The following is a 22,931-nucleotide window of genomic DNA, read 5'->3' on the forward strand; positions in this document are numbered from 1 at the left end:
AGCGCGAGTTCATGCGTACGCTGCGGGCGGCGTGGGGGTGCCGGTCGGGCTGCCCGCGACGAAGGGGATGGCGGAGATCGGAGCGCTCGCGATGCGCTCGCGATGCGCTCGGACACCCGAGTTGCTGCTGAAAAGCCGCCGCGTCGTCCCCGGCCGTCTCGCCGACGCGGGCTTCGCGTTCGAGTACGCCCGGTGGACGGAGGCCGCCGAGGAGCTCGCCGAGCGCGTGCGGCGCCGTGGCAGGGCAAGTCGGACGCGGGTTTCTGGGGGCTTTCCATGGGCACGTGACTGACCGTTGCTATGACGCGTCGTTCCATGCTCAGGGGGTACTGGAGATGACCCAGGGATGGTACGGGTCCGGGGGCATGGACCCGTTCGAGGAGATGCTGGCCAGGTTCTTCGGGGCACGGGCGCAGCGGCGTCCGACGGAGCGGATCAGCTTGGCGCGGCTCATGAGCGAGCCCGCGCGGGAACTGGTGCGGGACGCGGCCACGCAGGCGGCGCAGTGGGGAAGCGTCGACCTGGACACCGATCACCTGCTGTGGGCGGCGACGCGGCAGCAGGGCACCCGGCACTGGCTGGAGCGGGCCGGCGCCGACCCGGACAAGATCAAGAGCGAGATCGAGGAGCATGTCCGGCCGGGTGAGCCGCGGGACATGCCGCCGGAGCTGACGCCGTCGGCCAAGCGTGCGCTGCTGGACTCGCACCAGGTGTCGCGGGCTCTCGGGTCCTCCTACATCGGGCCCGAGCACCTGCTGTTCGCGCTGGCGCTCGACCGCGGGTCGGGCGCGGGACGGATCCTGGACGCCGAGCATGTGACGCCGGACTCGCTGCAGTCGGCGGCGACCGGCGGCGGGCAGCAGCCTCCCGGCGGGGGCGGCGGTGGTGGCGGCCAGGCGACCGGGACGCCGACGCTGGACGAGTTCGGCCGCGACCTCACCGCGCTTGCGCGGGAAGGGCGGATCGACCCGGTCATCGGGCGCGAGGACGAGATCGAGGAGACCGTCGAGGTCCTGTCGCGGCGCACCAAGAACAACCCCGTGCTGATCGGGGACCCGGGGGTCGGGAAGACCGCGATAGCCGAGGGCCTCGCGCAGCGGATCGTGGACGACGGCATCCCGGAGACGCTGCGCGGCAAGCGGGTCGTGCAGATCGACCTCGGCGGCGTCGTCGCGGGCACCCGCTACCGGGGCGACTTCGAGGAACGCATGAAGAAGCTCGTGGACGAGATCCGCGACCACGCCGACGAGCTGATCGTCTTCATCGACGAGATCCACACGATCGTGGGCGCGGGCGGCGGGGAGGGCTCGATGTCGGCGGGCAACATGCTGAAACCGCCGCTGTCACGCGGTGAGCTGCATGTCGTCGGCGCCACGACGATCGACGAGTACCGCCGCAACATCGAGAAGGACGCCGCGCTGGAGCGCCGGTTCCAGCCGATCCTCGTGCCGGAGCCCAGCGTCGGCGACAGCATCGAGATCCTGCGCGGCCTGCGCGACCGGTACGAGGCGCACCACCAGGTGCGGTTCACCGACGAGGCGCTGATCGCGGCCGTGGACCTGTCGAACCGCTACCTGACCGACCGGTTCCTGCCGGACAAGGCGATCGACCTGATCGACCAGGCCGGCGCCCGCGTGCGGCTGCGGTCGGGGACGCGCGACGGCGGCCGCCGCGAGATGGAGGAACGCCTCGACCGCCGGCGCCGGGAGAAGGACCAGGCCGTCGCCGACGAGGACTACGAGAAGGCGTCCGAGCTCCGCGACGAGATCGTCCGGCTGGAGAAGGACATCGAGGCGACCCGCGACAACGGCGGGCCCGTCACGGTCCCCGAGGTGGCGACCGAGGACATCGCCCAGGTCGTGTCCCGGATCTCCGGCGTCCCCGTCACCCAGCTCACTCAGGCGGAGCGTGAACGGCTCGCCCGTCTCGAAGAGCACCTGCACGAGCGGGTGATCGGGCAGGAGGACGCCGTCGCCGCGGTGGCGCGGGCCGTGCGGCGGTCCCGCGCGGGCATGGGCGACCCGGACCGCCCGATCGGCGGGTTCCTGTTCCTCGGCCCGACCGGCGTCGGCAAGACCGAGCTGGCCAAGGCGCTCGCCGAGGCGCTGTTCGGCAGCCGCGACCGGCTGATCCGGTTCGACATGAGCGAGTTCCAGGAGCGGCACACCGTGAGCCGGCTGATGGGCGCGCCGCCCGGATACGTCGGATACGAGGAGGCCGGGCAGCTCACCGACGCCGTCCGGCGGCAGCCGTACTCGGTGGTCCTGCTGGACGAGATCGAGAAGGCGCATCAGGACGTCTTCAACGTGCTGCTCCAGCTCCTCGACGACGGACGCCTCACCGACGCGCAGGGCCGCACCGTCGACTTCCGCAACACCGTGGTCATCATGACCAGCAACCTCGGCTCCGAGCTGATCACCGGCCGCACCGAGATCGGCTTCGGGACGCCCGGCGGGGAGGGCACCGCGCTCCGCGACCGGATCATGCGGGTGCTGCGCGATTCGTTCCGGCCGGAGTTCCTCAACCGGATCGACGAGATCATCGTGTTCCAGCGGCTGGAGGCCGGGCAGCTCCGCCAGATCACCGACCTCCTGCTCGACGAGACGCGCCGCAGGCTCCGCGCGCAGGACGTCGACGTCACCTTCACCACCGAGGCGGTGGACTGGCTCGCCGAGCGCGGCTACCAGCCCGAGTTCGGTGCCCGCCCGCTGCGCCGCACGATCCAGCGGGAGGTCGACGACCAGCTCTCCGACCTGCTGCTCGCGGGCGACCTGCGGCACGGCAACCACATCGACGTCTCCGCCGCGAACGGCGGGCTGGAGTTCCGCGTCTCCACCGAGGAGACGGTCTAGCGGATACAGTCCCTGCGTGACAGTCTCGCTCACCGGCTCGCTGAAACTCCCGGACGGAACCGCGGTCAGGGGACGCGGCCTGCGCGACCCGGCGCCCGAGGGTCCGGTGCCCGATTTCGGTCTCTACCTGGGCTCGGGCCGCCTCCGCCGTCGCCACGAGGCGGAGCTGACCTGGCCGTCCGCATGGATCGAGTGGCCGGACTTCCTGCTGCCCCGCGACCGGGACGAGGCCGTCCGGCAGATCCGCGCGCTGCACGAGCGGGCCCGCTCCGGCGCGCCGGTCGAGGTCGCCTGCGGAGGCGGCGTCGGGCGCACCGGGACGGTCCTCGCGTGCCTGGCCGTCCTGTCCGGCCTCGACCCGTCCGAAGCGGTCGCCTGGACCCGCGAGCACCACCACCCGCGGGCCGTGGAAACCCCCTGGCAGCGCCGCTGGGTAACCCGCTTCCCACCCGCCTGACCGCCCCGAGGCCGCCGTCCGCTACACCGGTACGGGATCGAGGGTGACGGGACGGCCCGACTCGGCGGACGCGTCCGCGGCGAGGTAGACCTCCATGACCGTGCGGGCCTGCCGCGCGGTCGCCAGCACGGGACGGTCGAGGGCGACGGCCTCCAGGAAGTGGATGGTCTCGGCCGCCATCGGGCCCGCGTAGACGTGCCCGACCTGCTCGCCCGGCATGGTCGACAGCGGCAGCGAGATCCCGCCGTCCATCCGGTTCAGCACGATGTCGCGGTGGCTGTCGTCGATCAGCAGCGCCGCCTCCGACCCGACCATCTCGATCGTGGTGGTGGAGAAGTTCGGGTATCCGGGCGGCAGGATCCACCCGGCGCCGACCACGACCACAACGCCGTCGCCCATGGTGATGGTGATCCAGGTGCAGTCGGGGACGTCGTGCGCGTCCTTCATCACCCCGTACACCGACTGCGCGTACACGGTCGCGGGGCGGGCGGGGGCGAGGCACCACAACAGGAAGTCGATGTCGTGGGTGGCCTCCATCGCGGCGGGGGACAGCTTGATCCGGCCGCCGATCTTGTTGCCGAGGTTGCGGGTGATGTGCCGGCTGACGAGCGCGCTGACAGGGCGGCCGAGCGTCCCGTCCTGGACGCACTGGCGCACGTACGCCTGCTTGGCGTTGAAGCGCTGCGAGTAGCCGATGGCGAACTTCAGGTCGCGTTCCTCGGCGAGGCCGATCAGCTCGTCCGCCTCGTCCAGGGTGAGGGCGAGGGGCTTCTCCAGCAGGACGTGCTTGCCGGCCAGCAGGCAGTCCCGCGCCATCGGGTGGTGGACGGTCTCGGGCGTCGCGGAGACGATCACCGCGTCGACGTCCTGCGCGAGCACGTCGTGGTAGTCGGCGGTGGCGGTGCTCGCGGCGGTGCGTTCCGCGACCTCAGCCAGCCGTTCGGGACGGATCTCGGCCAAATGCAGCCGGTCGACGAGCGGGCTCGCGGCGGCGACGTCGGCCCTGATGCCGCCGCACCAGCCCGTCCCGACGATCCCCAGGTTGATCTGTCGCATCGTGATCTCCTCCCGGCTCACTCAGCGGCTTCGGCGCCGGCGTAGGCGCGGTCCAGCTCGGCGGGGTCGGGTGGCAGTTCCACCTCGGCCCCGCGCGCCGCCGACAGGTCGACGGCCATGGTCAGCAGTAGGTTGCGGTGCCCGTCGGCGGCGGTGGGGCGCTGCGGGAGCGGGCGGGCGACAGCGGCGCGGCCCGGCGTGCCGCGCTGCGCGTCCCGCTCGACGACGCCCTCGAAGCACGGCTCGGCGCCGTGGTCGGGGAACTGGGCGGACGGGTGATCGTGCGCTCGTCCAGCCCGCTCGAAGGCGACCACCGCTGGTCGGGCGCCTTCTCCTCGGTCAGCGAGGTGACGCCCGGCGACATCGGCGTGGCCGTCCGGAGCTGCTGGTCGTCGGCCTTCGCGGTCGATCCCCTCGAACGGCTGGAGCCAGAAGACGGTCCTGTTCGTCACCCACGACGTCAGCGAGGCCATCGAGCTGTCCACCCGCATCCTCATGTTCGCCAAGGGCGGCCGCCTGGTCGAGGACATGCGCATGGAGCTGCCGTTCCCCCGCGACGGCGGCTCCGACCAGGTCGCCCTGGCCAGAGCAAACCTCCTAAGAAAATTCGAATCCCTGGACCTCGTGGCCACCTAGTCCGCCGAGCTGCGGGAGGCGGCGAAGTGACGACCGTAGCCGGTTACACCCTCGTGCCCTACGAAGGTCTCCACTGCGCCGGGACTTATCGACCTGGCCTGGTTCTCGGCCGCGCGGTCGTCCAGGAGTCGGTGCCCGACCGCCACGCCTGCGGCGTGGCGGTCGACCGATAAGCGAAACGCTGCAAGCGGTCGCGAAGCCTAGGCTCCAGGTGTCGAGGCGGCCAGCAGAAGGGCCGCCATACTGGTGCCACTGACGATCTCCCCCGCCTCCACAAGCCCCCGGATGTCGACGAGCGGGACCCACTCGATCCGCTCAGCCTCCCAGTCCTCCGCCGGCGGCCCGATCAGGGTGGCACCGTCCGCCCAGAAGATGTGGTGCCGGGAGTCACTGATCCCAGGGGTGGGATGCACGACGGTGAGCGGACGCATCGGGCCAGGCCGCCATCCGGTCTCCTCTTCCACCTCGCGCGCGGCCGCCGCAGCCGGGTCCTCGCCGTCCCGGATACCGCCGATCGGGATCTCAAAGCTCCACGCGTCAGTGATGAAGCGGTGCCGCCATTCCAGGAGAACCCGCCGCTGCTCGTCGACCACGACCGCACCTGCCCCTCCCGTGTGGGAGCGGATCACTCGGTGCTCCAGATGCCGGCCGCCGGTGATCTCGACGTCGGCGAGGCGGATGTCGAGCCACGGGTCGGTGTAGAGCGGTTTCTCGGAGTGGACCTTCCAGCGCACGGACGAGCTCCTCGGTCGGTTGGCGTGGCTCGCCCGTCAACCTACTGCCCGTCCTGGACCTGAAGCTCCGCACGCTCCCGGAAAGCCCGCACATCCCCAGTGTCATAGGCCGCCAGCGCGCGGGCCAGGCCGGTGACGCGGTCGCGGATGCGACCCGATTCCATACCTTCGGTGCGGTCGAGCATCTGCTGCGCGGTCGCGGCGGCTTCCTCGGCGTGGCCGCGCTCACCTTGGACCTGCGCGAGCGTCGCGAGCCGGTGTGCCTGGCCCCGCAGGTGCGTGCCGCCGAAAGCACGGACCGCTTCCTCGGCGTAGGTCTGTGCGGCCCGGAGGTCACCGAGTCGGCGCAGGACATCCGCGTGCTGGGTCTCCACCAGGCCGGGCTGCACATACCCGGTCTCTGGCGGTTCGTTCTCCGGGCTTATCTGAATGCTCTCCGCCTGCGTCATGTGCCGGTGGGAGCCGCGGGTGTCGCCGATCCGGGCGTACGCCTTGGCCTGCAGCGTGTGCAGGTCGACGGCCAGCGCCGGGGACAGGTGCCCGTGAGCACCGCGCAGCGCGGTCTGGGCATACTGTACGACCCGGCGGTAGTTGCCCCGGTACATCGCCTGGTTGGCCAGCAGCGCAAGGCAGTACCCGCCGAAACCGCGATGTCCGGACGCTTTGGCCATGCGCAGTGCGTGCAGAAGGTACCGCTGCGCGAGCGCCTGCCTATCGGCGTCATAGGCCGAGATACCCGCCAAAGCGATCAAGCCACCAGTCGCCCGCAGTAAACCCCGCCCGGTGCGGTCGTCGTACCCGCCGCGCACCAGAGGCCCGACGCTGGTGTTGAGGTAGGCGACGATCCGTGGCCGCACTGGGACACCGCCCACCCGCCGATACATCTGCTCGTACTGATCCCTGGCCGCTCGGACCCGTGCCACATCGCCAGCACCGACCGCACGCGGCCCGCGGTGAGACACATCGATGTCGTTGGGCGGATTCTCCCACGCGAACGCCGGTGCCACCGCGGCGCTACCGGCGAGCATCCGGGTCTGCTCGACCGCCTCGCTCTTGACGTGGTCACCGCGCCACAAGGCCGCAGCCTGGTCGATCGCGGCCTGAAGCGGAGTGTCGGACAGGTCGCCGTGGTGGGTGCGGTCCATGCCGATGTCGGCGAGCGTGAGAGGGCGGCCCACCGCGCCGCTCAGCACCCGGCAGATCACCTCCGGGGTTTCGCCGCGCGGGATGGCGTGGTCGCGGATCCACCGCCGAACAGACGCGTGGTCGTAGCAGGTGGTGCGGCCGCGGTTGAGGCGACCCGCGAACCCGGCGTACGACATGCCGGCCTCGTCGATCAAAGCGTCGAGCAGCAGGTTGGGCTCGGCCACGACGCGCCTCCTTGCTGGGGGTCACACGCAGTGTAGGAGCGAGGCACCCGATTGTGAGAGGCGTCACGGCCACTTGTTCCACACCCCGTGTGAAGGAAGCGCCACCATCCGCGCCTATTCACACCTCCCCCCGGCGGCACACCCAGGGCTTGGCTGGCTCCTGATCCCGTCACAGCACAGAGGAACACCCAGGAGAACCCATGACTGCCACGCCCGGAACGCCCGCCCCCTCCGCCGACATCGCCGGCTGGTCCATCTGGGCCACCACCAAGAACGGCGTGACGACGTGGTGGGGCACCCGCGACCGGCTCCTCACCGAGTCGGAGATACGCGACGGGCTCGTCCACACCCTCCGCGCCGACAGCGAAGTCGGGCTTCGCGAGCAGTTGGACCTGGCGCGAGGGGCAGAACTACGCGCCGAGTATCCGGACTGGGTGATCCAGCACATGCCCGAGGCGAACCTGCCATGGGAGGCCCGTCGCCTCCCGTTCCGGCTCCCGCCGCTCGGTGGGTACGGGTGGCTGCATGCTGACACCGCTCATCGGCTGCGGGAGCTGATCGGCGGCGCTCTCCAGGCCGAGGCGCAGCACGCAGCCGAGGACGCCTCCCGGAGGGCGGCGTCGTGAGGCACCACATGCGAGCGTCCGAGCACCTGTTCGCCCTAGAGCAGTCCATCAAAGCGCACCAGGACGCGACGGCCGACCTGCGCGACAACGTCCTGCACGTCGCGCTCGTCACCGGCGGCCGGGTCGAGCAGGTTACCGGGACTTGCCGCATCATCCACGAAGCGCGCCGCTGGAGGGACACCATGACCATCACCGACACGCGCCGGCCGGCCAACATCGGCCTGACCATGATCTCGCTCGACCTGACCCGCAGATGCCCACTGCAGTGCACCCACTGCTACAACGCCTCTGGCCCCGACGGGACGCACGGCAGCATGACCCGCGGCGACTGGTTCGGCGTCCTCGACCAGGCCGCAGCCGGCGGCGTCAAGAAGGGCCAGCTCATCGGCGGCGAACCGACCGCCCAACCCGACGCCTTCGAGATCGCCTGCCACGCCCTCGACCTCGACCTCGACCTCGACGTCGAGGTCTACAGCAACCTCGTCCACATCCCCGCCCGATGGTGGGACCTGCTCCAGCGCGACGGCATCTCGATCGCCACGTCCTACTACTCCGCCGACCCTGCCGAGCACAACGCGGTCACCGGTCGGCCCACCCACCGCCTCACCCGCGGCAACATCGCCAAGGCCGTCCAGCTCGGCATCCGGGTACGCGTCGGAATCGTCGACACCGGCGCCCCCGAAACCGCGCACAAGGCCCGCCACGACCTGGAGTCCATCGGCGTTACCCGCATCAAGATCGACCGCGTCCGGCCGTTCGGCCGCGCCGCCCACGGCCAGGCCCCCGACCCGGCCGACCTGTGCGGGCGGTGCGGCACGGACAAGGCCGCCGTCGACCCCGACGGGCAGGTGTCGCCGTGCCCGATGTCGAGCTGGATGGGCGTGGGCAACGTCCGCGAGGCGCCCCTGGCGGCTATCGTCAGCGGCGCCGCCATGACCGACGCCACGGCCACCATCGGCGCTGCCGTTCCCGCCATCACCGACTGCGACCCCGACGACGAATGCCGTCCCGGGTACCCCGGAAGCGGCTGCAGCCCACGCACCTGAGGAGAAACCGATGAGCGACCTTCCCGGGCCTGCGGGGCTCGCCGAGGTCCTGTCCCCCCACACCGGTGTCATCACCGGCATTGAGGCGACCGAGCGCGGGCACTCCTCGGACGTCACCGCCCTGGTCTCGTCTGAGGCGGGCCGATGGTTCGTCAAGGCGGTGCGTGACCGCCCTGGCGGCCGACGCGATTCCCTGGTCCGGGAAGGACTCGTCAACCCCCATGTGCAGCCGATCTCCCCGGCTGTCCTCTGGAAAGCCGAGAGCAGCGAGTGGCTCGCGCTCGGCTTCGAGGTCGTCGACGGCCGGCCCTCCGTCTTCGAGCCGGGGTCTCCCGACATGTCCGCTGTGGTCGATGTCCTCGGCCGCATCAGCGCCCTGCCACTCCCCGACGTCGCCGCGGGCTGGCAGGAGACCCGGTGGGATCGCCACACCGATCGGCCCGAGTTGCTGCAGGGTGACACGCTGTTGTACACCGATATCCAGCCCGACAACATCCTCATCGGTGACCAGGCAGTATGGGCGGTCGATTGGGCGTGGCCCACCAGGGGCGCGGCGTTCATCGACCCGGCCCTGCTCGTCGTGCAGCTCATCGCGACCGGGTACCGGGCGGAGGCGGCCGAGGGTGTCGTTGCCGGATGCTCGGCGTGGACAGGCGCCGATCCCGAGGCGCTTGACGAGTTCGCGGCGGCGAACGCGCGGATGCAGGTCGGCTTCGCCCGGCGGTATCCCGACGTGGCGTGGATGCAGGCGATGGCCGACGCCGCCCAGGAGTGGGCCGATTGGCGTCTTGGGGACGGCTCGCCGAACTGCCCGGCGCAGGCACCGCCGGGCATCACTTGATGTCCCGCCAGATCACACGACCGGTGAACATCCCCGACCGGCGGCCACAGCCCGCCAAGACCTGCGGAAACCGGTCGATGGCAGGTGGACCTGGTGGCCACCTAGCCGAGGATCAGGCCGGCGGCGTGTTCGCCGATCATCATGCTGGGGGCGGCGGTGTTGCCGCCGGTGATGCTCGGCATGATCGAGGCGTCGGCCACGCGAAGGCCCTCGATGCCGCGGACCCGTAGCGCGGGGTCGACGACGGCGCGCTCGTCGGCGCCCATCCGGCAGCTGCCGACCGGGTGGTAGACGGTCGTCGCCCGGTTCGGCAGCTCCCTGGCCATCGCGGCGCGGTCGGGGAAGTCCGGGCCGGGCGACAGCTCGGCGCCCACCCCGGCGGAGATGATCTTGTTGGCCATGATCTCGCGGACGAGGTCGATGCCGTCCAGCAGCAGCCGGGCGTCGTCGGGCTCGCTGAGGTAGCCCGGGTCGATGACCGGCGCGGCGGCCGGGTCGGCGGACGCGAGCCGCACCGTCCCCCGGCTCTTCGGGTAGATCAGCGTCGGCATGATCGTGAGGGCGGGGCGCTTGTCCACCTTGTGCCGCGTCGGGGCGTCCTGGTTGGGGAACGGATACGACCACGGCAGCGTGTGGATCTGCAGGTCGGGGATGTCGCCGGCCTGCGGGCTGCGGACGAAGCCGACGCCCTCGAACACGCTGCGCGCCACCCACGTGCCGCCGCGCGTCCACTCCTTCGCCACGCCGGACGCGAAGTAGGGGGCGGTACCCCGGTGGCGGGCCGTGTCCATGAGGAAGGTCATCGGCAGGAACATGTGGTCGTGGAGGTTGTCCCCGACGGGCAGGTCCGCGTGGACGTCGATGCCGTGCTCCCGCAGGTGGTCCGCGGGGCCGACCCCGGACAGCATCAGCAGGTGCGGCGAGCCGAACGCCCCGGCGGCCAGGATCACCTCGCGGGTCGCCCGGATCGTCCCGCGCTCCTTCCCGGTGACGACCTCCACGCCCGTGGCGCGCCCGTCCCGGACCGTCACGCGTTCCACCATCGCCTTGGTCAGGATCGTCAGGTTCGGCAGGCCGTGGTCGTCCAGGTAGCCCACGGACGAGCTGTAGCGCAGCCCCTCGGCCACGCTCTGCTGGAAGGTCGACGCGCCGTCCTGGACCTCGCCGTTGTAGTCGTCGTTCCGCTTCACGCCCGCCGTCTCGGCCATCGCCTCCAGGAACGCCTCGGACGCGGGCGTGAGGTCCCGCTGCCGGGTCACCCGGATCGGCCCGTCCGCGCCGCGCAGGCCGGTCTCGCCGTCCTCCCAGGTCTCCATCCGCTTGAAGCTGGGCAGGACGTCGTCGTAACCCCAGCCGGTGCAGCCGTCGGCCGCCCAGTCGTCGAAGTTCCTGCGGTTGCCGCGCACGAACAGCATCCCGTTGATCGACCCCGAGCCGCCGAGGACGCGGCCCCTGGTCTGCGGGATCTTCCGGCCGAGCGCGTTCACCTGAGGGGCACTGTAGAAGCCCCAGTCCAGCCGCTTCTTCAGTTGCGGCACATTGTGGAAGACCGCGATGAGCCCCGGCTTGCGCACGAGCGCGGTCCGGTCGGGCCCGCCGGCCTCCACCAGGACGACGTCCGCCCCCGACTCGGCCAGCCGCTTCGCCAGCACGCACCCCGCGCTGCCGGCCCCCACGATGACGTAATCAGCGGTCTGGTCCATGCGCGTTCCTCTCAGCGGCCGCCGACGGAAGGCGGCCGGTCATGCGGACCCGCGCCTGGCCCGATCATCCCCAACGGCCCGACGGTAGAAGCTCCGTGACGCCCTGCGGGCGGAAGGTCCCGGTGACCGGAACCCGGGACTACTCGTACGGGTTGCCGGGCTTCTCGACCTTCTGGACGGACCGGGCCCGGAGCGTGTGTATGACCGTCCTGTTGCGCTGAGCGCCGGTGGGCGGCTCCCAGACGCCGACGACCCGGACCCACGAGTCGGCGGGCGGCTGCGGAAGGCCGCGCACCCTGACCGGGAACGGCACGGCGTCCCCCGCGCAGCAGGCGACCTTCATCCGGATGATCTGCCACCCGGCCTGGCCCTCACCGGCCGGGCCCACGAATCCGGTCAGCCGCACGGGGACGCCCGCGAGCTTCGCGAGATCACCGGTCTGGGCCTCGTGGGCGCGGCCGAGGAATTCGCTCATGGACATCTCGACCGGCCCGCCCGCCGCCGACAGGGGACGGAAACCGTTGTCCGGCGGGGCGGGCGGCTGGGCCGTGCGGTCGGCGTTCCGGGCGGCGGTGAACGATCCGAGCGCCGGGGGAGCGATCACGAAGATCGCCAGCACGGGCAGGCCGAGCAGCCACGCCACCTTGGGGCCGCGCGAATGATCGTGCCCGTCGGCGTGGTCCGCGTGCCCGGCGTGGTCTCCGGCGTCCCGCCATTCCCGGCGCATTCCGGCGCCGCCCAGCGCCAGCAGCGCCACCGCGGCGGCCACCAGCGGGTACCGGAAGCCGGGCCGCACGTAGTTGACGTACTCGCCGCTGCCCAGCGTGATCCACAGGACGGCGACGCCGAGGAACACCAGCAGCAGGTTCTGCGCGGCCTTGGTCATGACAGCAGCCCTCCCACCAGGACGCTGACCCCGACCGCGAGGCAGAAGGTCAGCGGGACGAAACGGACCGCGAAGCGGCGGCCGAAGAAGCCCGTCTGCAGGGCGATGAGTTTCAGGTCCACCATCGGCCCGACGACGAGGAAGGTCAGCTTCGCGGTCGTCGAGAACTGCGACAGGCTGGCCGCGACGAACGCGTCCGCCTCCGAGCAGATGGACATGAGCACGGCCAGCGTCGCCAGCAGCATCACCGAGACGACGGGATTGTCGGCCGCCGCGGACACCCAGGCGGAGGGCACCACGACGTTGATCGTCGCGGCCGCGAAGGCGCCGACGACCAGGAACCCTCCGGCGTGGACGATGTCGTGCCGCATGGCCTGCCGGAACGCCTCCACGCGCCCGGCCCTCCCGTGCACCTCCGGACGGGACGGGATCTTGATCCACTCGCCCTTGCCGATCAGCAGCCACGTCCAGCCCGCCAGCACGGCCACCAGCAGGGAGGCGACGAAACGTCCCACCACCATCTCCGGCTGCCCGGGGAAGGCGACCGCGGTGGCGATCAGCACGATGGGGTTGATCGCGGGTGCGGCGAGCAGGAAGGTCAGCGCGGCGGCGGGCACGACCCCGCGGGCCATCAGCCCGCCCGCGACCGGCACCGACGCGCATTCGCACCCCGGCAGGACGGCGCCCATGGCGCCCGCGACGGGCACCGCGGCCCCCGGCCGGCGCGGCAGCACGCGCCGCCACAGCGACGCCGGGACGAACGCGGTGATCGCGGCCGACAGCGCGACCCCGAACACCAGGAACGGCAGCGCCTGGACGCACACCGCGACGAAGATCGTCGTCCAGGCGTCGAGGGCGCCGGCGTCGACGTGCGGCGCCACCCACATCCGCCCGAGCACCAGCAAAGCGGCCAGCAGGCCGAACGCCCACGCGGCACGGGTCCCCGGCGACGCGGGGTCGCGGCGCCCCCAGTCCGCGGGCGGCAGCAGATCGTCCTCGGCCGTGCGCAGGCCGACGCGGTCGGTCATGCCCGTCATCGTTCCAGAATCCGCGACGAGATCTCACCCGCTCACCAGGGATGACGGGTCTTGGCAGATGGGGGCCCGATCAGTGATCGTTGATGAGTATCGGCGTTGGGAGGCGGCATGCGAGCGAAGACGGTCGGGGCGGCGCTGCGGGACGCGGCGGCGCGGGGCAAGGCGTTCCTGCACGACGGCGACGACACCATCACGTTCACCGAGTTCGACGAGCTGGCCGACCGGGTCGCCGCCGGGCTGCTGGCGCGCGGGATCGGCCGTGGCGACCGGATCGCGCTGCTGGACCTCAACACGCCGCGATGGCTGGCGGCCCTCTTCGGCGCCGCGCGGATCGGCGCGGTCGTCGTCCCGCTCAACGTGCGCTACCGGGAGCAAGAGCTGTCCTACATGCTCGGCCAGAGCGGCGCCCGGACGGTCATCAGCATCGACGCCGTCCCCGACTTCGACTTCGCGGCGTTCTTCGAGGACTCCCGGGACCGCCTCCCCGGCGTGACCGACCACGTGTTCTTCGGCGGCGGCTTCGCGGGCAGCGGGACGTTCGACGAGCTGACCGCGACGCCGCCCGACCCGGCCAGGCTGGCGGCGGCGCGCGACGCCGTGCACCCGGCCGACCCCCTGATGATCCTCTACACCTCGGGGACGACCGGACGCCCCAAGGGCGCGACGATCACGCACCAGAGCATCCTGGCCTCCGCGCGGGCGCAGGCGGACCACTTCCAGATGACCGAGGGCGACGTCCTGCTCGGCCATCTGCCGTTCAACCATGTCGGCGGCATCACCTGCACCATCATGTCCGCGCTGGTCAGCGGAGGGGCGGTGGCGTTGCTGCCCGCGTTCGGCCCGGACGCGGCGCTGCGCGCCATCGAGCGCCACGGGGTGACCTTCTGCGGCGCGGTGCCGACGATGTACGTGCTGATGCTCGGCCGGGAGGACTTCGCCGGCCACGACCTCTCGTCCGTCCGGCTCTGCGTGGCGGGCGGGTCCAACGTGGAGCCCGCGCTGGCGGAGGAGATCCGGCGCGGCTTCCCCGGCGCCCCGCTCTACGGGCTGTACGGCCTGTCCGAATCGTCGGGCGCGTGCGTGCTCTCGCTGCTGGACGACGCCCCGGAGACGGTCGCCCGCACCCTGGGCGTGGTCATCGGCGACTTCGAGGCCCGCGTGACCGGTCTCGACGGGGACGTCCTGCCGCCGGGGGAGACCGGCGAACTCGAGGTCCGCGGCGACTGCGTTGCCGCCGGCTACTGGGACATGCCCGAGGAGTCCGCCGAGGTCTTCCTGCCGGACGGCTGGCTCGCCACCGGCGACATGGTCGCCATGGAGCCGGACGGGCATCTCGTACTGCGCGGCCGCAAGAAGGAGATGTACATCCAGGGCGGCTTCAACGTGTACCCGGTGGAGATCGAGAACGTCCTGACCGCCCACCCGAAGGTCGCGATGGCCGCCGGTATCGGCGTCCCCGACGAGGTGCTGGGCGAGGTGGGCCGGTTCTACGTCGTCCCGCGCCCCGACTCCGAACCGCCCACTCCGGAGGAACTCACCGCCTACTGCCGGGAGCGCCTGGCCGACTACAAGATCCCCCGCCAGTTCGTGGTCACCACCGAGGTCCCGCTGACCCCGGTAGGCAAGATCCACAAGGCCGCCCTGAAGGAGCGCCACCTGTCGAACCCCTAGCGCGGTAGATCCTTATCTCCCCTGGTCAGGGCTAATAAAGGTCGTTTCGTCGCGGTGATTACGGCTATGCCGGTACTCAGCCGTACGAGCCGGTACGGCACCTCGACGAGGCGAAGTGATGATCATGATGGAGACAGGCGCCGGGGTCGGGGCCCTCGGCCGGGGGCTGGCCGGGTTGCTGCCCACCGAGCAGCTGAAGCATGCGGGCCAGGGGATCGCCAAAGCGGCCGCGGTGCAGACGCTGGAGAAGACCAGCGGCGGCATCCGGGGCCTCACCCGCCTGCTTCCCGGCACGGACGGCGACGGGAAGCCCGACGAAGACCAGGACGGCGGCGACGGCCAGGGCGGCGGCCAGGACAGCGGTGAGGGCAAGGTCGTCAACATCGTCGAAGAGTTCGACGTCGGACTGCCGAGACGGGTCGCCTACGGCCAGTGGACGATGTTCGGCGACTACCCGTCCTTCACCCGCAAGGTCGAGAGCGTCGACCAGGAGTCCGACGAGAAGGTCAACTGGCGGGCCCAGATCTTCCTGTCGCACCGCAGCTGGGAGTCCACGATCATCGAGCAGGTCCCCGATGAGCGGATCGTCTGGAAGTCCAAGGGCGCCAAGGGCTACGTCGACGGCGCCGTGACGTTCCACGAGCTGGCCCCCACCATGACCCGGATCATGCTCGTGGCCGAGTACCACCCCGACGGCTTCCTGGAGAAGACCGCCAACCTGTGGCGGGCCCAGGGACGCCGCCTCCGCCTGGACTTCAAGCACATCAAGCGGCACATGATGACGCGCACCCTCCTGGCCCAGGACGAGACCGAGGGCTGGCGCGGCGAGATCCGCGACGGCGAGGTGGTCAAGACGCACGAGGAGGCCGTCCAGGAGGAGAAGGAGCGGGCCGAATGACGGATTACAGCACGTCGGGCGAGCCGGAGCGCGGCCAGGAACGCGATGACGCCGATCAGGGGCGGGAAGCCGCGGTCGGCAGGGTCTACGAGCGGGAGAACCAGCCGAGTCCGAGAGATGGGCCGGACGTCCACCTCAATGTCCCCATGCTCAAGGTGGACGAGATCTCCCTTGAGGTCGACAACCTGGAGGCGCACGTATCGCTCGTGGCCCAAGTCCTCGACATGCTCAAGCTGAACGTCGGCGCGGACGTGTACCTCGGCAAGGTCGAGCTGCAGATCAAGGGGGTCGAGGCGGAGGCGCAGCTGGACGTCCGGCTCGACAACGTGGCCGTGATCGTCAACCGCGTGCTGACCACCCTCGACCGGAACCCGGAGATCCTCCAGCACATCGGCCGCGGTGTGGAGTCGGCGACACGCCACATCGGCGCCGGAACCGGTTCAGCGGTCGGCGAAATCGGCAAGGGAGCAGGCAGCGCCGTCGAAGACGTCGGTGAGGGTGCCGGGAGCGCCGTCGAAGATGTCGGTGAGGGTGCCGGGAGCGCCGTCGAGGACGTCGGTGAGGGTGCCGGCGGGGCGGTCGAAGACGTCGGCAGGGGCGCCGGCAGCGCTGTGGAGGACGTGGGCGAGGGTGCCGGCGGAGCGGTGCAGGACGTCGGCGAGGGAGCCGCCGACACGGCCCGAGACGTGGGCAAGGGCGCCGGGAGCGCCGCCAAGGACGTGGGCAAGGGCACCGGGGGCGCGGCCGCAGGCGCGGGCGAGGCCGCGAAGGGCGTCGCCGGAACCGCCCCGGATGACACCGGCCAGGACGAGGACACCGGCCAGGACGAGGACACCGGCCAGGATGCCGGCGAAGGCGGGAGTGCTGACGGGTCGGAAGACCGGGGGGACGCTGAGACCTCGGCTGATCAAGACGGGACGGCCGACCGCGAGGAAGAAGAGGGCGGTGCCGTTCAGAACGCTCTGCAGGAGGCCGAGGATTCCGTGCGCGACCTGGGGCGGGCGCTGCTGCGGATGGTGAAGGGGTGAGTGGCCGTGAGCCGCGATGAGCATCCGGAACCGGAGCTTCAGCGGACGGCGGACATCCTCTTCACGGCCAGAGTGAAGGCCGACGAGCTTTGCTTCGGGACCGCTCCCGAAAGCCGCGTGGAGTTCACCGGCGACGCCGGTGACGACTCCGCGTCCGGAAGCACGCGCACCGACCTGCCCGACGAGGTCGAGGAGAACATCACCTACCGCGACGTCCGGATCGACTACGCCATCGCAGCGAGGCTGCGCGACGACAAGCCGGCGGGCGGCCCTCAGGCTCGCCCGCCGCGCCGTCGGTGATCAGGCGGGGACGATGTTCTCCGCCTGGAGGCCCTTCTGGCCCTGGGTGACGTCGAACGAAACCTTCTGCCCCTCCTGGAGCTCACGGAAGCCGTTGCCCGCGATGTTGGAGTAGTGGGCGAAGACGTCGGCGCCGCCGCCGTCCTGCTCGATGAAGCCGAAGCCCTTTTCAGCGTTGAACCACTTGACGGTACCGCTGGCCATGATTTTCTCCTTCTTCTGGGTCGGTTTCCCCGCCGCACACCTTGTGCGGCCGGGACGCCGCGATAGGCCCACCCGGAAGATCCAGAACAACAAAAATGCGCCTGAGGACGAACCCGCAGGCGCACAAGAATGTCTATGGGAACCGCAACTACCAACAGAGTACCACACGAGCCGGCGGGAGGAATTTTGCCATCACCTGCTGGACAGACTCCCCAGACTGCTCAGATAGGCGCATACTGGGAGTGATGAAACCCACCGGACCCGCCAGGCGTAGACACCTGCCCACCAGCCCCTTCAAGCCACCGGCCGCGGCCCCGCCCGCCAAGGAGTTCGCACTCCAGGACCAGGTCACCCACGACAAGTACGGCCTCGGACGCGTCCTGGAGGTCCAGGACGGCCACGCCGTCCTGGTCGACTTCGGGACACGCACCGTCAGGATTCCCGCCCCCTACACGAAACTCTTCAAGCTCTGAGCTTCCGCTCGGAACCGGCACGGCAGCGCCTCACATCCCGGAATCGGGCGGGCGCCGCGAGCCGGAAGACCCCACCCAGGCCCGGGACACGCCGGCCTGGGCGGTCGAACTCCGTCATTCCCGCCCGGTCGCCTCACGTTCGCGTGGGCCGAGGGGGCGGAGATCGCGGACGATGTGCGCGCCGTCGGCGGCGGGATCCGCCGAGGCGGTCGCGCGGACGCCTTCGGCCAGCTCGATCAGCCGGGCGGACATGTCAGCGAAAAGAAGCAACTGGCGGGCGGTGCGCGGGTTGAACGGCTCCGCGCCCGGACGCCCCAGGACGGCGAGCACCCCGCGGGTGCCCTCACCTGTCTCCAGCGGCAGGATCAGGATCGGGCCGGCCGGCAGGACGCTGAGCGTCTGGTCGGCGGCGATCCGCGCGGACAGGGCCCGGCGGGTGCTGAACGCGCGGCCGAGCATCGATCGCCCGCGCCGCACCGTCAGCCCGCGGATCCTGTCGCCGTCAGCGCCGACGGCGACATCGATCCGGAGCATGTTGGGGTCCTCCGCGGGCAGGGCGATGAACGCCAGCGGGACGTGCGCCATCGCGCGCGCGTGCACTGCCACGAGGTTCAGCAGGCCGGGCAGGCCGGTACCGTCCAGGACCGCGGTCATCACCTCGGACGACGCGGCGAACCGCCGGTGGTCGTCCGAGGCGTGGACGGCTCCCGGCGGACCCCAGTGGACGGGCGCCGGATCGTCGCCGCCGCCTCCAAAGTCCGGCCCCTCGGGGCCTCGCGCGGTCAGGCCGCGGCCGATCGGATGCCGGGACGGCCGAGCCGCGCGGCGGTGACGGTGGGGTGGACCGTGAAGACACGGGACAGGCCGGTGACGCGCAGCAGCCTGTTCAGCTGCGGGCGCGGCCCGGCGAGGACCAGGGTGACGCCCCTGGGCTGCGTCCGCCGGCGTGCGCCGACGAGCAGGGCCAGGCCGGACGCGTCGCAGAAGGTCACGCCCGACAGGTCGATGACCACGTGCGGTCCGGTGTCGCGCAGCGCGGCGTTCAGGCGCTCGCGCAGCGACGGCGTCGTTGCGATGTCGAGTTCGCCGCTGATGGCGACGATGGTGTGTTCCCCGAGCCTCTCGCGGCTCAGGCCCGCCTCGGACAAGGCCGAGGCGGAAACGTCGGTGGGCATGCTGGATCTCCGATCCGGAGTCAATGAGTGCCGTTCACGGGCGAAGCCTGTCCCGGACGGTGGCGCGTACCTCACCCCGGGCCGTCAGCCCGTGGTGAAGAACGCGCAGGCGGCGGACGTCCAGGAGGGCTGGTGTTGCGGCGTCATGGGCGCCGGACCTGTCTGGGCCCCCGAAGGAGACCGAGTATCGGGAAAGCAGGGGGACGCGGGCTTGGTCACTCGCGTCGAGAACCCTTGCTCAACCCAAGCTTACGCCCTCCTACCCCATCGCGCGGCTCGGCTCGGCACGGGGGGGTGGCGACCGGCCGGAGGCGCTAGCGGTCCAGCAGGCCGTGGTGGAGGGCCTTGAGGACGGCGCGGGTGCGGTCTCGGACGCCGAGCTTGGCCAGGAGGCTGGACACGTGGTTCTTCACGGTGCCCTCGGCCAGGTGCAGGGCTTCGGCTATCTCGCGGTTGGCGTAGCCGCCGGCCAGCAGGCGCAGGACGTCCTGTTCCCGGTCGGTGAGCGGCTGGGGCGGGAGGTCCTGGATCTCGTCCGGGTCGGGGAGCCGCCTGGTGGCCTGGAGCAGGCGCTCGGTCAGGGCGGGCTGGACGAGCGTGCCGCCGTCCGCGAGCGTGCGGATGGCGCCGACGACCTGGTCGAGGGTGACGTCCTTGAGCAGGTAGCCGGACGCGCCGGCGCGCAGGGCCCGCAGCACCAGTTCGTCGTCGTCGAACGTGGTCAGGACGAGGGTGGGGACGGTGATGCCGCGCTCCCGCATGGCGACGAGGGTGGCGATGCCGTCCCGGCGGGGCATGCGGAGGTCCAGGAGGAGGACGTCCGGGGGGTCGGATTCCAGGATCGCCAGTGCCTCGTCGCCGTCGCCGGCCTCCGCGGTGACGGTCACCTCGGCGGACAGCTCCAGCAGGTGCCGGATCCCCTGGCGCACGAGCGTCTGGTCGTCGGCGACGCCTACGCGGATCACGGAGCCGGGACCTTGGCGTTGACCGTGAAGCCGGACCGGGTGTCGAACGAGACCGCGCCGTCAAGTTGCGCGATGCGTTCCCTCACGCCGGTCAGGCCGTTGCCGAGGCGCAGGACCGAGGTGCCGTGGCCGTCGTCGCGTGCGGTGAGGACGATCTCCCCGTCGCCGGCCTGGGCGACGTCGATCCACAGGTTCCCGGCGCCGGAGTGGCGGATGGTGTTCGTGACGACCTCCTGCACGCAGCGGATCAGCGCGGCCGTGCACGCCTCGTCCGGTTCGGCGGAGTCGTCGACGCTCAGGTGGACGCGCGGGTGCGGCAGATCCGCGACGATCTCCGTGAGCGCCTGGCGGAGGGGCGGGGTGCGGGCGCGGAGTTCGCCGACGGCCGAGCGCACGTCGCCGAGCAGGTCCCTGGCGAGCCCGCGGGCGCGTTCCACGTGCCCGTCGGCGGGCGGCGTGCTGTGGTGTGCGGCGACCTCCAGTTCGAGGACGAGCGCGGTGAGCTGATGGCCGAGGAGGTCGTGCAGTTCGCGGGATATGCGCAGCCGCTCGGCGGACCGGCTCGACTCGGCCAGCAGCGCGGTGGCGGCGCGTAGTTCGGTGTTGGCCACGGCCAGGCGCTCGCGGGCGGCGGCCTCCCGCTGCTCGCTGCGCACCGCCCACACCGTGCAGATCTGCAGCATCGCGTAGATCAACGCGGTCAGCGTCACGTCCAGGATCGAGCCGTCCCGCAGCAGCGGCGCCGCGCCGGCCGTCGCGCTGTTCAGCGCGAGCACCGCGATGACGATGCGCATCGACGTCAGGTGCGCGAGGAGCGCGGTGGCGAACACGAGCAGGATGGGGAGCCAGCCGAAGCCCGGGGCCAGCAGCACCGCCGCGGGCCCGGCCGCCACGAGTCCGATCAGGGGGAGGCGGCCACTGCGCCCCGGCACGACGTCCACCATCGCCAGCGTGAACAGCGCGAGGAACCCCAGGTAGCAGGACCACCACACCCAGTCCGGCCCGAGCGTGAGGTCCTCGTCGATGAACAAGACCGGCGCCCCGACCACCAGGCACACCGCCACCGCGCTCGCCGCACCCCAGATTTCGAGATGGGATCTGGCCATGTCCCGAAGCATACGGGCGGCGCGGCGGGGGCCGACCGTGCCGGAAGTCATGGGCGCGGGTCGTGACCTCCGGCACGCGCGGCCGGGGGTGCCGCCCGCCTAGCGTTCTGACCTGCTGTTACAGAGGGGGAAGGGATGTGGCGATGCCGGTAGTGGAGGTCGAGGGACTGTGCAAGCGGTACGGCGGGACGGTCGCCGTGGACGATGTGTCCTTCACCGTGGACGAGGGTGAGATATTCGGGATCATCGGCCCGAACGGCGCCGGCAAGACGAGCATCGTGGAGTGCGTCGAGGGGCTGCGGCGGCCCGACCGGGGCCGGATCAGCGTGCTGGGCCTGGATCCGCAGCGCGACCGTGCGCGGCTCAGGCAGGTGCTGGGCGCGCAGTTGCAGAAGGAGGCCCTGCCGGAGAAGCTGCGGGTCGGCGAGGCGATCGAGCTGTACCGGTCGTTCTATCCCGACGGCGCCGATCCGGACCGGCTGCTGGAGGAGCTGGGGCTGGCGGGCAAGCGCGACACGGCGTACGACAGGCTGTCGGGCGGCCAGGCGCAGCGGCTGTCGGTCGCGCTGGCGCTGATCGGCAGGCCGCGGGTCGCGGTGCTCGACGAGCTGACCACCGGCCTCGACCCGCAGGCGCGCCAGGGCACCTGGGAGCTCATCGAGCAGATCCGCGACACCGGCGTGACCGTGCTGCTCGTCACGCATTTCATGGCCGAGGCCCAGCGATTGTGCGACCGCATCGCGGTCCTCGACCGGGGCCGGCTCGCCGCGCTGGACACGCCGGGCGGGCTGATCGCGCGGCTGGACGCTCCGCAGCGCGTCCGGTTCCGGGTGGCCGCACCGTTCGACGCGACGCTGCTGGCCGGGCTCGACGGCGTCGGTGAGGTGCGCACCGAACGAGGCGAGACCGTGGTCACCGGAACCGGGAACCTGCTGCACACGGTGAGTTCGGCGCTGGTGCGGCACGGCGTCGTCGCCACCGAGACGAGGCTCGAACACGCCACGCTCGACGACGCGTTCCTCGCCCTGACGGGCCGGGGGGCGCGCGAGGACGGGGCCGTCCGGCCGCGCGGCGAGAGGGAGGCGGGATGACGGCGTACCGGCCCTCGGCGCGCTCGTGGGCGCTGCTCACCTGGACCGAGGCCAAACTGGTCGTCCGGGACACCCCAGGGCTGGTCATTCCGCTCGGCCTGCCCATGCTGATCATGGTGATGAACGGGCTGGGCTCCGACGGCCGGGGCGACGGGAAGTTCCGCGGGCTTCCCGCTCTGGACGCCTACGTCGTCCCGCTGACCATGGTGATGGTCGTGGCGATCATCGGCACGGTGAACATGCCGGCGGTGCTCGCGTCGTACCGCAAGGAGGGCGTGCTGCGGCGGCTGGGGGTCACCCCCGCGCATCCGGCGATGCTGCTGATCGCCCAGGTGCTGGCCAGCCTGGTGCAGGTGCTGGCCGGTGTGGCGCTGTCCCTGCTGGTGGCGCGGCTGGCCTTCGACGTGTCGATGCCCCGCGGCGCTTTCACGGCCGCCGGGGTGTTCTGCCTGGTGACGCTGGCGATGTACGCGCTCGGGATGGTGGTCGCGGCGATCGCGCCGTCCACGAACGCGGCCATGGCCATCGGCCTGGTGGTGTTCTTCCTGATGATGGCCGTCGGCGGCGGGTTCGGGGCGCGCGAGAACCTGCCCGACGGGCTGGCCGCGTTCGGCGGGTACCTGCCCTTCGGGGCGGGCGTCGAGGCGATGAGCGATGCCTGGATGGGCGTAGCGCCGGACCCGTCGCAGCTCGCGGTGCTCGCCGCGGTGATCGTCCTGGCCGGTGGTGCGGCGGCGAAGCTGTTCCGCTGGAGCTGACCGGGCCGGGGGACCGAG

26 protein-coding genes are annotated in these 22,931 nt (G+C 71.5%); 14 read left to right on the top strand and 12 right to left on the bottom strand.

Annotated features, from left to right (window positions below):
* The first annotated feature begins 31 nt into the window (after positions 1 to 31).
* The 3 genes from E1285_RS05330 to E1285_RS05340 are packed head-to-tail and all read left to right on the top strand — an operon-like array spanning position 32 to position 3,309.
* Positions 32 to 292, top strand: a complete 261-nt coding sequence (locus tag E1285_RS05330; RefSeq protein ID WP_207946419.1) for a DUF1731 domain-containing protein — start codon at positions 32 to 34, stop codon at positions 290 to 292.
* Between the two features lie 43 nt (positions 293 to 335).
* Positions 336 to 2,852, top strand: a complete 2,517-nt coding sequence (locus E1285_RS05335) for an ATP-dependent Clp protease ATP-binding subunit (protein WP_132148649.1) — start codon at positions 336 to 338, stop codon at positions 2,850 to 2,852.
* A 16-nt stretch (positions 2,853 to 2,868) separates the two neighbouring features.
* The gene (locus E1285_RS05340) at positions 2,869 to 3,309 is read left to right on the top strand and encodes a protein-tyrosine phosphatase family protein (RefSeq protein WP_132148651.1); all 441 of its coding nucleotides are present in this window, start codon (positions 2,869 to 2,871) and stop codon (positions 3,307 to 3,309) included.
* A gap of 21 nt (positions 3,310 to 3,330) precedes the next feature.
* On the opposite strand, the gene E1285_RS05345 is transcribed toward E1285_RS05340, so the two are convergent.
* A complete protein-coding gene (locus E1285_RS05345) occupies positions 3,331 to 4,365 on the bottom strand; it encodes a Gfo/Idh/MocA family oxidoreductase (protein WP_132148653.1) in 1,035 nt (344 codons plus the stop codon).
* 17 nt (positions 4,366 to 4,382) lie between these two features.
* Positions 4,383 to 4,850: a hypothetical protein gene (locus E1285_RS45335; protein ID WP_165966467.1), complete on the bottom strand. Its 468-nt coding sequence runs from the start codon at positions 4,848 to 4,850 to the stop codon at positions 4,383 to 4,385.
* A gap of 10 nt (positions 4,851 to 4,860) precedes the next feature.
* On the opposite strand from E1285_RS45335, the gene E1285_RS45340 reads away from it, so the two are divergent.
* The gene (locus E1285_RS45340; RefSeq protein WP_165966468.1) at positions 4,861 to 5,001 is read left to right on the top strand and encodes a hypothetical protein; all 141 of its coding nucleotides are present in this window, start codon (positions 4,861 to 4,863) and stop codon (positions 4,999 to 5,001) included.
* Positions 5,002 to 5,201: 200 nt separating this feature from the next.
* Here the strand turns inward: E1285_RS45340 and E1285_RS05355 are convergent, their stop codons facing one another.
* A complete protein-coding gene (locus E1285_RS05355) occupies positions 5,202 to 5,735 on the bottom strand; it encodes an NUDIX hydrolase (RefSeq protein ID WP_132148657.1) in 534 nt (177 codons plus the stop codon).
* A 41-nt stretch (positions 5,736 to 5,776) separates the two neighbouring features.
* The gene (locus E1285_RS05360; protein ID WP_243722574.1) at positions 5,777 to 7,105 is read right to left on the bottom strand and encodes a transcriptional regulator; all 1,329 of its coding nucleotides are present in this window, start codon (positions 7,103 to 7,105) and stop codon (positions 5,777 to 5,779) included.
* Between the two features lie 200 nt (positions 7,106 to 7,305).
* Between E1285_RS05360 and E1285_RS05365 the strand changes: the two genes are divergently transcribed.
* From E1285_RS05365 to E1285_RS05375, 3 genes are read left to right on the top strand one after another with little or no spacing between them, the layout of a single operon-like run.
* A complete protein-coding gene (locus E1285_RS05365; protein WP_132148659.1) occupies positions 7,306 to 7,731 on the top strand; it encodes a hypothetical protein in 426 nt (141 codons plus the stop codon).
* Positions 7,732 to 7,739: 8 nt separating this feature from the next.
* Positions 7,740 to 8,777, top strand: a complete 1,038-nt coding sequence (locus E1285_RS05370; protein ID WP_243722575.1) for a radical SAM protein — start codon at positions 7,740 to 7,742, stop codon at positions 8,775 to 8,777.
* Positions 8,778 to 8,787: 10 nt separating this feature from the next.
* Entirely contained in the window at positions 8,788 to 9,618 is an 831-nt protein-coding gene (locus tag E1285_RS05375) for a protein kinase (protein ID WP_132148661.1), read from the top strand.
* Between the two features lie 101 nt (positions 9,619 to 9,719).
* Here the strand turns inward: E1285_RS05375 and E1285_RS48080 are convergent, their stop codons facing one another.
* From E1285_RS48080 to E1285_RS05390, 3 genes are all read right to left on the bottom strand, one after another.
* Positions 9,720 to 11,321 (bottom strand): FAD-dependent oxidoreductase, encoded by a 1,602-nt coding sequence (locus tag E1285_RS48080; RefSeq protein WP_132148663.1) that lies wholly within the window; start codon positions 11,319 to 11,321, stop codon positions 9,720 to 9,722.
* 139 nt (positions 11,322 to 11,460) lie between these two features.
* Positions 11,461 to 12,207 (bottom strand): TIGR03943 family protein, encoded by a 747-nt coding sequence (locus E1285_RS05385; RefSeq protein WP_132148665.1) that lies wholly within the window; start codon positions 12,205 to 12,207, stop codon positions 11,461 to 11,463.
* Entirely contained in the window at positions 12,204 to 13,244 is a 1,041-nt protein-coding gene (locus E1285_RS05390) for a permease (RefSeq protein ID WP_132148667.1), read from the bottom strand. The genes E1285_RS05385 and E1285_RS05390 overlap by 4 nt, the downstream gene beginning before the upstream one ends.
* A gap of 108 nt (positions 13,245 to 13,352) precedes the next feature.
* Between E1285_RS05390 and E1285_RS05395 the strand changes: the two genes are divergently transcribed.
* The 4 genes from E1285_RS05395 to E1285_RS05410 all read left to right on the top strand — a co-directional run bounded on the left by E1285_RS05395 (position 13,353) and on the right by E1285_RS05410 (position 17,141).
* Positions 13,353 to 14,915: an AMP-binding protein gene (locus tag E1285_RS05395; RefSeq protein WP_132148669.1), complete on the top strand. Its 1,563-nt coding sequence runs from the start codon at positions 13,353 to 13,355 to the stop codon at positions 14,913 to 14,915.
* A gap of 124 nt (positions 14,916 to 15,039) precedes the next feature.
* Positions 15,040 to 15,813 (top strand): SRPBCC family protein, encoded by a 774-nt coding sequence (locus E1285_RS05400; RefSeq protein ID WP_207946420.1) that lies wholly within the window; start codon positions 15,040 to 15,042, stop codon positions 15,811 to 15,813.
* Positions 15,810 to 16,841 carry a hypothetical protein gene (locus E1285_RS46465; protein WP_207946421.1) on the top strand — a complete coding sequence of 344 codons (1,032 nt, stop codon included), beginning with the start codon at positions 15,810 to 15,812 and terminating at the stop codon, positions 16,839 to 16,841. The genes E1285_RS05400 and E1285_RS46465 overlap by 4 nt, the downstream gene beginning before the upstream one ends.
* Before the next feature lie 6 nt (positions 16,842 to 16,847).
* The gene (locus tag E1285_RS05410) at positions 16,848 to 17,141 is read left to right on the top strand and encodes a hypothetical protein (RefSeq protein ID WP_132148673.1); all 294 of its coding nucleotides are present in this window, start codon (positions 16,848 to 16,850) and stop codon (positions 17,139 to 17,141) included.
* Here the strand turns inward: E1285_RS05410 and E1285_RS05415 are convergent, their stop codons facing one another.
* A complete protein-coding gene (locus tag E1285_RS05415) occupies positions 17,142 to 17,345 on the bottom strand; it encodes a cold-shock protein (RefSeq protein WP_132148675.1) in 204 nt (67 codons plus the stop codon).
* Between the two features lie 245 nt (positions 17,346 to 17,590).
* On the opposite strand from E1285_RS05415, the gene E1285_RS05420 reads away from it, so the two are divergent.
* A complete protein-coding gene (locus tag E1285_RS05420) occupies positions 17,591 to 17,818 on the top strand; it encodes a hypothetical protein (RefSeq protein ID WP_132148677.1) in 228 nt (75 codons plus the stop codon).
* 114 nt (positions 17,819 to 17,932) lie between these two features.
* Here the strand turns inward: E1285_RS05420 and E1285_RS05425 are convergent, their stop codons facing one another.
* From E1285_RS05425 to E1285_RS05440, 4 genes are all read right to left on the bottom strand, one after another.
* On the bottom strand, positions 17,933 to 18,472 hold the full coding sequence (locus E1285_RS05425) for a GAF domain-containing protein (RefSeq protein WP_132148679.1): 540 nt from the start codon (positions 18,470 to 18,472) through the stop codon (positions 17,933 to 17,935).
* 128 nt (positions 18,473 to 18,600) lie between these two features.
* Positions 18,601 to 18,993, bottom strand: a complete 393-nt coding sequence (locus E1285_RS05430; RefSeq protein WP_132148681.1) for an STAS domain-containing protein — start codon at positions 18,991 to 18,993, stop codon at positions 18,601 to 18,603.
* Between the two features lie 314 nt (positions 18,994 to 19,307).
* Positions 19,308 to 19,958, bottom strand: coding sequence for a response regulator transcription factor (locus E1285_RS05435; RefSeq protein WP_132148683.1), 651 nt, complete (start codon positions 19,956 to 19,958; stop codon positions 19,308 to 19,310).
* Complete coding sequence (locus E1285_RS05440; RefSeq protein WP_132148685.1) at positions 19,955 to 21,064, bottom strand: histidine kinase; 1,110 nt, start codon at positions 21,062 to 21,064, stop codon at positions 19,955 to 19,957. The genes E1285_RS05435 and E1285_RS05440 overlap by 4 nt, the downstream gene beginning before the upstream one ends.
* Positions 21,065 to 21,207: 143 nt before the next feature.
* Between E1285_RS05440 and E1285_RS05445 the strand changes: the two genes are divergently transcribed.
* Together E1285_RS05445 and E1285_RS05450 are read left to right on the top strand one after the other, a co-directional pair.
* Positions 21,208 to 22,155, top strand: a complete 948-nt coding sequence (locus tag E1285_RS05445; protein ID WP_132148687.1) for an ABC transporter ATP-binding protein — start codon at positions 21,208 to 21,210, stop codon at positions 22,153 to 22,155.
* Positions 22,152 to 22,913: an ABC transporter permease gene (locus E1285_RS05450; protein ID WP_132148689.1), complete on the top strand. Its 762-nt coding sequence runs from the start codon at positions 22,152 to 22,154 to the stop codon at positions 22,911 to 22,913. The genes E1285_RS05445 and E1285_RS05450 overlap by 4 nt, the downstream gene beginning before the upstream one ends.
* The last annotated feature ends 18 nt before the right edge of the window (positions 22,914 to 22,931 follow it).

This window comes from Actinomadura sp. 7K507 (genome assembly GCF_004348425.1).
Taxonomy (GTDB): domain Bacteria; phylum Actinomycetota; class Actinomycetes; order Streptosporangiales; family Streptosporangiaceae; genus Spirillospora.